Origin of the sequence: Paenibacillus elgii NBRC 100335 (assembly GCF_004000865.1) — a bacterium.
GTDB classification, from domain to species: domain Bacteria; phylum Bacillota; class Bacilli; order Paenibacillales; family NBRC-103111; genus Paenibacillus_G; species Paenibacillus_G elgii.
Map to the genome: position 1 here is coordinate 1 of NZ_BIMB01000098.1, position 8,195 is coordinate 8,195.

Annotated in this window: 9 protein-coding genes and 1 tRNA gene; 1 reads left to right on the forward strand and 9 read right to left on the reverse strand. The window is 52.9% G+C overall.

Annotated features, from left to right (window positions below; translation table 11 throughout):
* A partial coding sequence (locus tag PEL01S_RS33675; protein ID WP_164824370.1) for a VanZ family protein occupies positions 1–211 on the forward strand: 211 nt, incomplete at its 5' end.
* An 81-nt stretch (positions 212–292) separates the two neighbouring features.
* On the opposite strand, the gene spoIIE is transcribed toward PEL01S_RS33675, so the two are convergent.
* From spoIIE to yabN, 9 genes are all read right to left on the reverse strand, one after another.
* Complete coding sequence (spoIIE, locus tag PEL01S_RS33680) at positions 293–2,788, reverse strand: stage II sporulation protein E (RefSeq protein ID WP_063186811.1); 2,496 nt, start codon at positions 2,786–2,788, stop codon at positions 293–295.
* 418 nt (positions 2,789–3,206) lie between these two features.
* Positions 3,207–3,280, reverse strand: a tRNA-Met gene (locus PEL01S_RS33685).
* A gap of 94 nt (positions 3,281–3,374) precedes the next feature.
* On the reverse strand, positions 3,375–3,851 hold the full coding sequence (locus PEL01S_RS33690; RefSeq protein ID WP_010501452.1) for a S1 domain-containing RNA-binding protein: 477 nt from the start codon (positions 3,849–3,851) through the stop codon (positions 3,375–3,377).
* A gap of 116 nt (positions 3,852–3,967) precedes the next feature.
* The gene (locus tag PEL01S_RS33695) at positions 3,968–4,297 is read right to left on the reverse strand and encodes an FtsB family cell division protein (RefSeq protein ID WP_063186809.1); all 330 of its coding nucleotides are present in this window, start codon (positions 4,295–4,297) and stop codon (positions 3,968–3,970) included.
* Between the two features lie 25 nt (positions 4,298–4,322).
* Positions 4,323–4,904, reverse strand: coding sequence for a spore cortex biosynthesis protein YabQ (gene yabQ / locus PEL01S_RS33700; RefSeq protein ID WP_063186807.1), 582 nt, complete (start codon positions 4,902–4,904; stop codon positions 4,323–4,325).
* Positions 4,901–5,185 carry a sporulation protein YabP gene (gene yabP / locus PEL01S_RS33705; RefSeq protein ID WP_025846843.1) on the reverse strand — a complete coding sequence of 95 codons (285 nt, stop codon included), beginning with the start codon at positions 5,183–5,185 and terminating at the stop codon, positions 4,901–4,903. The genes yabQ and yabP overlap by 4 nt, the downstream gene beginning before the upstream one ends.
* A 664-nt stretch (positions 5,186–5,849) precedes the next feature.
* The gene (locus PEL01S_RS33710; RefSeq protein ID WP_010501445.1) at positions 5,850–6,122 is read right to left on the reverse strand and encodes an RNA-binding S4 domain-containing protein; all 273 of its coding nucleotides are present in this window, start codon (positions 6,120–6,122) and stop codon (positions 5,850–5,852) included.
* Positions 6,122–6,394, reverse strand: coding sequence for a non-specific DNA-binding protein Hbs (gene hbs, locus PEL01S_RS33715; protein ID WP_010501443.1), 273 nt, complete (start codon positions 6,392–6,394; stop codon positions 6,122–6,124). Before hbs ends, PEL01S_RS33710 begins: the two co-directional genes overlap by 1 nt.
* A gap of 77 nt (positions 6,395–6,471) precedes the next feature.
* Positions 6,472–7,980: a bifunctional methyltransferase/pyrophosphohydrolase YabN gene (yabN, locus tag PEL01S_RS33720; RefSeq protein WP_063186805.1), complete on the reverse strand. Its 1,509-nt coding sequence runs from the start codon at positions 7,978–7,980 to the stop codon at positions 6,472–6,474.
* Between the last annotated feature and the right edge of the window lie 215 nt (positions 7,981–8,195).

The following is an 8,195-nucleotide window of genomic DNA, read 5'->3' on the forward strand; positions in this document are numbered from 1 at the left end:
TAGAATAATAATCTCTGGTATTCTTTTCGGATTATGTATTGAACTATCTCAGTTAATTATTGGCGTTGGAATTGGGTTCTTTTATCGAAGCTTGGATGTAGATGATATTATTTCAAATACGATAGGCGTTATACTTGGTTATGCCTTTTTAACTCTGTTAAAGCGCTTTGACGTAAAAAACTCATTTTATCAAAAAGTTTTTAAATCCTGATATGGCAGAATAATACTAGGTTTAACAAACTAAAAACGTCCTCAAAACATAGGACGTTTTTTGGTTTGGTTAGCCTTTATTTCAACTGACCGTCTTCGGACGGTCGACACGCTGCATGCCGGGCCAACGGAACGTTGCCCACTCCGGCTGGAACTTCGCGATCCGCGCGACGACCACCGTCATATCGTCATAAATGTCTCCATGATGATACCGCACCACCCTCTCCAATAAAATGTCGGCAAAATCCTGCGGACTGTCCGCCTCGATCTCGCTGATCATCCGTTTCATCCACAGCTCCTTATTCACCGCATGGCCCGGTGCATCGTAGATGCCGTCCGTCATCATGATCAAAATATCGTCATGCCGCAAAGGCATGCTGACCAGATCGACGTCAATGTCGTGCACGATCCCTACGGGCAAATTGTTGGCGGTTACCGGAATTACCTCATCTCCTCTCTTGATAAAGCTAGGCGTCGAACCGATCTTCAAAAAGGTGGTCTGCGCATTATACAAGTCGACAAGCGCCACATCGACCGTCGCGAACATCTCGTCCGACGAGCGCAGCATCAGCACCGAATTGACGGATTTGATCGCCAGCTTCTCGTCCATACCGGATTGCAGCAGCTGCTGCAAAATCGACAGCGCCGTGCTGCTCTCCGCCCGGGCCCGCTCACCATTGCCCATGCCGTCGCTCAGCGCGACCGCAAACTTCCCGTTGCCGAGCTCCACCGTACTGAAGCTGTCGCCCGACAGCAAATCCCCTCCTTTGGCCGCCCCGGCCACCCCGGTTTCCACTTCGTATTCCTTCGCCGAACCGAACAGCACCGTGCTGTAGCCTTCCTTCCGCTCCATCGCCTGCTCATTCTTGACGGCAATGTTTTCCCCGACAATCTCGGAGAGCAGCGGAGCGATGATTTTGCGGCATTCGTCAAAGCCTCGCGTATATTGATGAACGATTTCGATCTCAACATTGCCTTCGTCCAAGCTGATGACATCGATGCTATGTATGGAAAGCCCTAGCTCCTCCAGCGCGCTGCGGATCTGCTCTTCCTGCATGAAAAGCTCTTGTCCTTCCCGTTTAATTTCTTTCGCCAGGTCCTCCATTACCTGCGATACTCCGGACAATTGATCCGCTACGATCTGGCGGCTGTCGACGATCTGCTTCTTCCAATGCTGATCGTGCTTGTACAATTGATACTGCTGCTTCATCACCTCCAAGACTTGATCTGGCTTAATGCACTGCTTCTTCCACTGCGGCCGGACATCCTTGCGCGACATATTTTCCCGAAGCTCCACCTCCGTCATCATATCGGTCATAAATTTATAAGTCTGATAAAACTTGCCGTCCCAGCACTGCTTCTTCTTCCAGCAGTTCGCGCACGACTTTTCCGCCACCGAATTCATGAAATGGCCGATTTCCTCCTCCTTGCGCCCCGGCTGCGCATCGACGGTCACCTGTTTGAAGCTGCGGGATAGCTGCTTGAACACCTCAGAAAATTGCTCGACGCGGCTCGCAGTCACATCCCGCACCCGCTTGGCATAATCATGCTGCGATTTCAAATTTTCCTGCGTTCCCGGCACGTATTTGGCCAGCATCTGAATGACTCCCTTCGGCGTCATCAGGAACAGCGAGACCGCAGCCACCGACTCCCATGTGGAATGAATCACCTCCGACGAGTTTCCTAAATAAAAGGAAAGAATGGAAGAACCGATCAGCATGCCGAGCGCTACCGCCATTTTGTTTCCTTCGCGCAGCAGCCCGGCAAGCATCCCCGCAAACGCCAGCAAGCTCATCTGATAAATGGCGCTTGCATTCGCGAGGCTTAGAATAAGCCCGGAGATGACCCCCACGGAAGCTCCGAGTGGCGCCCCGCCAACGAGCGCAAACAGCAGGATCAGGTACCGCGACATCACATGCTCCAGCGTAACCGGCCCGATGAGCCAACCGACGGTTCCCGTCATCACCGAAGCAAGGAGAATGATCAGACAGATGACTTCTTCGTTTTTTAAGTTGAAATTTTTGCGGGTTAACGTAAACACGGGAATCGCTTGCAGGAATATATGCGTCAGAATGAGACCAAGCGTCGATTCGATGCCCGTCATCATCAGCGTATACCAGCTCAGTTCCGCAGAGGCCAAATGGGAGAATAGCTGAACGAAAAACGTAGCGGCGAACACGATTCCCGGGGCATACGAGATGTCAGACCGCTCGAACCGCTCTACGCCTTTTTGAATCAGCAGGAAGACGAGCATCTGCGCGACCAAGTATCCCGTATGCTTCGGATCGATGGAGAACAGACTGCCCGCGGCCAGAAATACGCCGGACCAATAGAGCAGCTCCCGCCTCAAAAAATACATGACCGCGAAAAAGGCGACCGCGAACGGCGCGAGCTGATCGAGAATCATCGCCCGGCCCAGCAAAAACGCCATCAGCAGCAGCAATATCGACCATTTCTTGGCGACGAACCACTGCACCAACCGGTTTTTCACGACCAACGCAATGATGCCTTGCTTGATCCGAAGCACCCATCCCGACGCTGCCGTTCCCATTGCATTCATACTTTGACGTTTTTGCATATTTTCATCACACCACCCATAAACTATTAGTGGTCTTAGTATATAAGCTGTCCATCGGAAAGTTTGTCAGAATGCGGGGGCTGGTCCAAAGTTTTTTCCGACAAAATGAGTTGCCGCCGCGAATCGCCCTGAATCAGCAGATTAACGGAAATTGTAAGCGCTATCAAAAGAATTCGGTTTCATACACTTCACTTTATGTTCGGGACTTGTTCGCAGCGGACCTTTGTCCTTTACGTTACAACCTGTCGATTCGCCGGGGCCTCCCGAAAGATACGACAAAAAAAGTCCGACCCGATCCGGTTTGTGACAAAGTCATGGCTTTCCCGCCAATTAGGCGAAAAAACGGCAAACAAAAAACCTGATCGTCTGACGATTCTCACCGCCCGACATCAGGTTTATTCGCTTTGCTCTTAACTTATAGCGGCAGAGGGGATCGAACCCCCGACCTTACGGGTATGAACCGTACGCTCTAGCCAGCTGAGCTATGCCGCCGCAACAAGCATGAGTATATAACAGCCGGTAAGGGCTTGTCAAGCACCCGCAAAAAAACCGAATGGACCTCGGTCCATCCGGTTCCGTCTATTTATTAGTCACGACGCGCGCCGCGTCCGCCTCTTTTGCCCTCGGTATTTTTCTTCAAGGAAGAGATGCGATCTTCGCTGTCTTTCAGAAAACGCGCCATTTTATCTTCGAAGGTAACGTGCTTGTTGGCGGGAGGTCTACCACCACCACGGCCTCCACGGTCCCCTCGGCCGAAGCCGCCGCGGTCGCCACGGTCGCCTTGTCTGTCAAAACGAGCGGGCCTTGTCGGAGCGGCATCCACCGGGCGATCGACCGCTTGCTTGATCGATAATCCGATTTTGCCGTCTTTGTCGACATTAATCACTTTTACGGTTACGATATCGCTAAGCTTCAGATGATCATTGACATCCTTGACATAGTTGTCCGCAATCTCCGAGATGTGCACAAGGCCAGTAACCCCCTCAGATAGCTCAACGAACGCCCCAAAGTGAGTAATGCCTGTCACTTTTCCTTGCAGCTTGCTGCCCACTTCAATTGCCATAAAGTAAACTAATCCTCCCTTAAATAGTTAAGAAACAAAGAGAAATTGAAGCTATGCCGATTATAACTTACGGAGAAAATACGGTCAACACAAGGCTGTGCCCATCTTTTGCCGAGTTACTTCTGGGCCGGTTTCGGGGTATAAAATAACGTCTCCCCTTGCTTGACATAATGCAACTCTTTGCGAATTTTTTGCTCTACGTACTCGGGGTCGTTCAGACGCGCGATCTCACGCTGCAAGGTTTCGTTCTGCTGCTGCGCTTCCGCTGCTTTTTGCTGCACCGCGCTAAGCTTCTGGCTGCGCTCGCTGATTTTACCGACCTGATTCCAAAGCGTGACACCAGCCCAACTCAAAAAACAAGCCAGCATCAGCATGACCAAACGGCGTCGGCGAAAGGAGCCTTTGTTATGCGGTTGCATCGGATTGGTTTTCGAGAGTGCCTGCATGTACCTGAAATCCTCCTACGTACGATCAAAAGAGTCGACGGAGCCATGCCGCGATGCTTTGACCGGTTTTCAGAACCCATGCGGGGACGGAAACGCGAAAACGGATCCACCGACCGAAAGGCTTGAGAAGCCATAACAGCAATTTCCACACAGGATAAAGCAATTGTAACACAATTTTGTACAGGAATATAGCTGTCGCGGCCAAAAATCCCAAAAAGATAACAACGACGCGGTACATCACCAGTGCCGGCTTTATAATCAACAACTGAATCGTCCGCTTGCCGAACCGGATCGTAGCCAGCACGACACGGATCATAAACCGTATTACCCGAATCATCGTCCGGCTAAACACCAAAAAGTAAAAAGTAATCCCGATCCCGAGCCCCAAAAATATAAACGGGCGCACTTCGCCCCAATTGCTCTCGTACAGCAGTACGAACACCAGAAGCGTGCCGATGAGCCAATAGAGAAGATCCAGAATCGCCCGGAGCCATGCCCGTACTTTCAGCTGGCCGGAAAGCACCCGGTACACGTCATACAATCCCCCGAGCGCCAGACCTCCCGCATACATCATCCCCAGAGTGATGAATTGAATGTGCAGCGTCACTTGAACAGCTTACTCAGGAATCCCTTGGTTTTCCCTTGGGAGTTTGCGTCAACATAGGCCAGCTCGTTCACGTACCCCTCGATGGCAACGAGACCCTGCTCCAGGCTCAAGTTTTTGATATGTAAATTTTGCCCCTTGATCATCAAATATCCGCACTCGGTTTCAAGCAAAAATTCTTCGCTGTCGAAGCTCTCCACATTCAACACGCCGGATACCTCGAGCAACTTGCGGTTGAGCATCTTGATCTCCTGCCGTTTCACCTTCCCCGGCTGTTCTACCATGGCTTGGTTCATCCTCCTTGGACGCTTTGGCGGTAAAAACCATTTGTTCTCGTTGTCACTACGAACGGTGCTGATGGCCTGCGGCCGCTCTTGAAAACGGGTTATCTTCATATTGAATCTCAGAGGAAATAACCCGTTTTCAAAGGCGGCACGTAAACTCTCCGCCCATCACACCGTTCTTCGCTAACGCATCATCAAAAATTTTTACGCACAAAGCTTGTTTACTTAAAAATATGGAGGTCGTCCGAGGTTTAGAACTACCAATGGTAGAGAGAAGGAATCCGCCTCGAATGGAAGGTAAAACCGGAGGTCCAGATAAAACCGTTGAAGCTTTAATCAAGTCGCGAGGGATCGATGGTTTTATAAATAGAGGAACTTTAAGTGTGCTATCGCATCCAATTTAGCCCGACCGGACAAAATAGAGAACCTGACGTGCGCTAACAGGCTTATATCGAGGGATATGAACCTTTTTCGACACGGTTAAAGAACACTAGTTCCGCTAAGTCCAATAAATAACTGGCAGGCTCGGATTAACGCATTATGGTTCCTTTAATTGCAAAGCGAGGCTGAAGATCATTCTTGAAAGGTACAGGTTTCGCGGTCCCGGTGGCCACGGAGTTCGACTAAAAAAAGACCGGAAAGCTCCGGTCTTTTTGGCGGGCCTTTAAAATAAAGGCTCGGGTTTATTCATTTCTTCTTTGAGCAACGTGTACATCTTGGCCGCGTCTTCCTTGCGGGTCGACTCGGACAGCAGTTCTACGCGCACGGTCACCAGCTTTTGCCCGAACTGAATGGTCAGTTCGTCGCCCACTTTCACCGCGCTGCTCGGTTTTGCCTCCCGTCCGTTGATCCAGACGCGGCCCTGTTCGGACACGTCCTTCGCGACAGTGCGCCGCTTGATCAGGCGGGAAAGCTTGAGAAACTTGTCAAGCCGCATTACTTCACCGCTTCTTTAAGCTTGTTGCCTGCTTTGAATGCAGGAACCTTGGACTCAGGAATAGTGATTTCTTTGCCCGTTTGCGGGTTGCGACCTGTACGGCCGGAGCGTTTGCGGGTTTCGAACGTACCGAAGCCGATCAATTGTACTTTGTCACCGTTGGACAATGCTTCCGTAACTTCGCCAAGGAAGCTGTTCAATACGGATTCCACGTCTTTTTTAGTCAAGCCGCTTTTTTCTGCGATGTTGTTGATAAGATCGGTTTTGTTCATGAGTTTAATATCCTCCTCTTAAAAGTGACGCTGAACTAAAGTATTCTTTGTTCGTTAGGAAAATCCTGCAAAGCATCTTATTTTTTCAGAACTTTTTTTGCTTCCTGCCACAAAGATTCCATCTCTTGCAAGTCAGTTTGGTCAAATGATTTGCCCTTTAAACGCAATTGCGCCTCGATATACCCGAAACGTTCAAAAAATTTGCGGTTGGCATCCGCCATCGCTTCTTCGGGGTCCACCTTGAGAAATCGCGCCAAATTGACGACAGCAAAGAGCAGGTCGCCCAGCTCTTCCTGCTGCTCCGCTTTGCCGAAGCGCTCGATCGCCTCTTTCACTTCGGCCAGCTCGGACTCGACGACCGGCAGCACCTCTTCCTTGGTGCCCCAATCGAAGCCGACCGAAGCGGCTTTCTTCTGCAGCTTGTACGCCTTCATCAGTCCCGGCAGCTCGCGGGGGACGCCGGAGAGAAGCGGCAGTTCGTCGGGATTGATCCCCTTCTTCCGCTTCTCCTCCTCCTTGATCTGCTGCCAGTTGCCCAGTGCCTCGTCGGCATCTTCCGCCTGCGCCGTCCCGAAAACGTGCGGATGACGACGGACCAGCTTCTCGTTGAGCTCCCGGATGACGTCGAAGACGGTAAACATCCCGTCCTCCGCTTCGATCTGCGAGTGCAGCATGATCTGCAGCAGCAGATCGCCGAGCTCCTCCCGCATATGGTCGGGATCGTCCTCATCGATCGTTTCCAGCACTTCGTACGCTTCTTCGATTAAGTTTTTGCGCAGCGATTGATGCGTCTGCTCGCGGTCCCACGGACAGCCCTCGGGGCTGCGGAGGATAGCCACGATCTCATGCAGCCGCGTAAAGGTGCGGCTCCGCACGTCCTCGCGGTCGGTGCGCGGCACCCAGACCAAGGACAAGTTGCCGTAGCCCTCCACCCGGTCCAGCTCATAGAGCGGCACCTCGCGCACGCGCTCTTCTCCAGCCACGCCAAGCGCATGGCCGACGACGACAGGATAATCGTCCGGATACAGCTCCATCAGCGTCAGCTTCACGTCAGACGCCGTGTAGACGTCGTACACCTGCCCGATCAGCGTATGCAGCTGCGGATTAAGCCCGCTCGCCGTCAGCGAAGTACCGTCCAAGAGCTGAAAGCCTTCGATCGGATCGAAGCCGAGCCGAAGGAACGCTTGATCCAGGAAGCTTTCGCCGCCCATCATGGTGAGCAGCACGCCCTCAGCGGGACAACGCTCGCGCAGCAGTTGCACGGTCCGCTCGGCCACCATCGGATGGCCGGGTACGGCGTAGAGGACCTCTCCGCTGTTCGCGCTTTTGGCCCGCTCGATCAGCTGCGAAGCGATCTGCTCGTAGACAGCGTCAAAACCCTCGTGCGCTTCATAGACCGCATCGAACGTCTCATAGCGAAGGCTGTGATGGTCCAGCATCGCGACCATCGGGTGCTCCCGGGTGCGCAGAAATATCGCCCCGCCTCGCGCGCCGGCGGCTTCGAGCTTGCGCCAGACGCCGAGGGTCAGTTGGTTTTCGTCGCCGGTTCCGAGACCGACGACCGTAATTTGCGGTTGAATGGACATAGCCCAGAGCCGCCTCCTTCAGTGTGGGGTGCGGCGCTCCGTCAGCGGAGCAGCCGGAATCGGCGCAGCCAGGCGAGAGGCTTCCCCGCCAGCTGCGGCACAAGCGCCAGATCGGCGGCAGTGACGACGCCCAGGCGCAGCAGGGCTACCGCGTAAGCGAGCGCCCCTACGGCGACGCCGCCGAGCGCGATGACCGCGGCCGTGCCCCGTGGGGG